Raw genomic sequence first — 335 nt, 5'->3', positions numbered from 1 at the left:
TCTTCTGATCCGGTGTCGGGTTCGAATGTTGTTGCCGGTCAGGACATCAAGTACACGCTTTCGTTCTCGAACACCGGTAACGGTGCGGGTGAGGTGGCGTACTTCGATGATTTGCGTCAGGTTGTGGACAAGGGTGCATTGAGTGGTCTGGCTGCTGATGCTCCGTTGGTTGCGACGATGGTCGGCACGGATGGTTTCTCGGTGACGGGAACCTTGGCGGCCGGCGAAACGAAGACGGTGACGTATTCGGTGAAGGTCAATGCCGATGTGGTCGGTGGGGTTTTCGTGAACAACTTCGTTGTTCCGGGGACGACTCCGCCGGTTGATCCTCCGGA

Annotated in this window: 1 protein-coding gene; it reads left to right on the top strand. The window is 57.3% G+C overall.

What is annotated here, in order from left to right; translation table 11 throughout:
* Positions 1-12: 12 nt before the first annotated feature.
* Positions 13-335 (top strand): hypothetical protein (locus tag ATN37_RS32860; protein WP_256933608.1); only part of this gene is annotated, 323 nt, incomplete at its 3' end.

The organism is Rhodococcus sp. MH15 (assembly GCF_019266045.1).
Classification (GTDB): Bacteria; Actinomycetota; Actinomycetes; order Mycobacteriales; family Mycobacteriaceae; genus Rhodococcus_F; species Rhodococcus_F qingshengii.
This window is presented reverse-complemented; position numbering and strand designations above follow the sequence as displayed.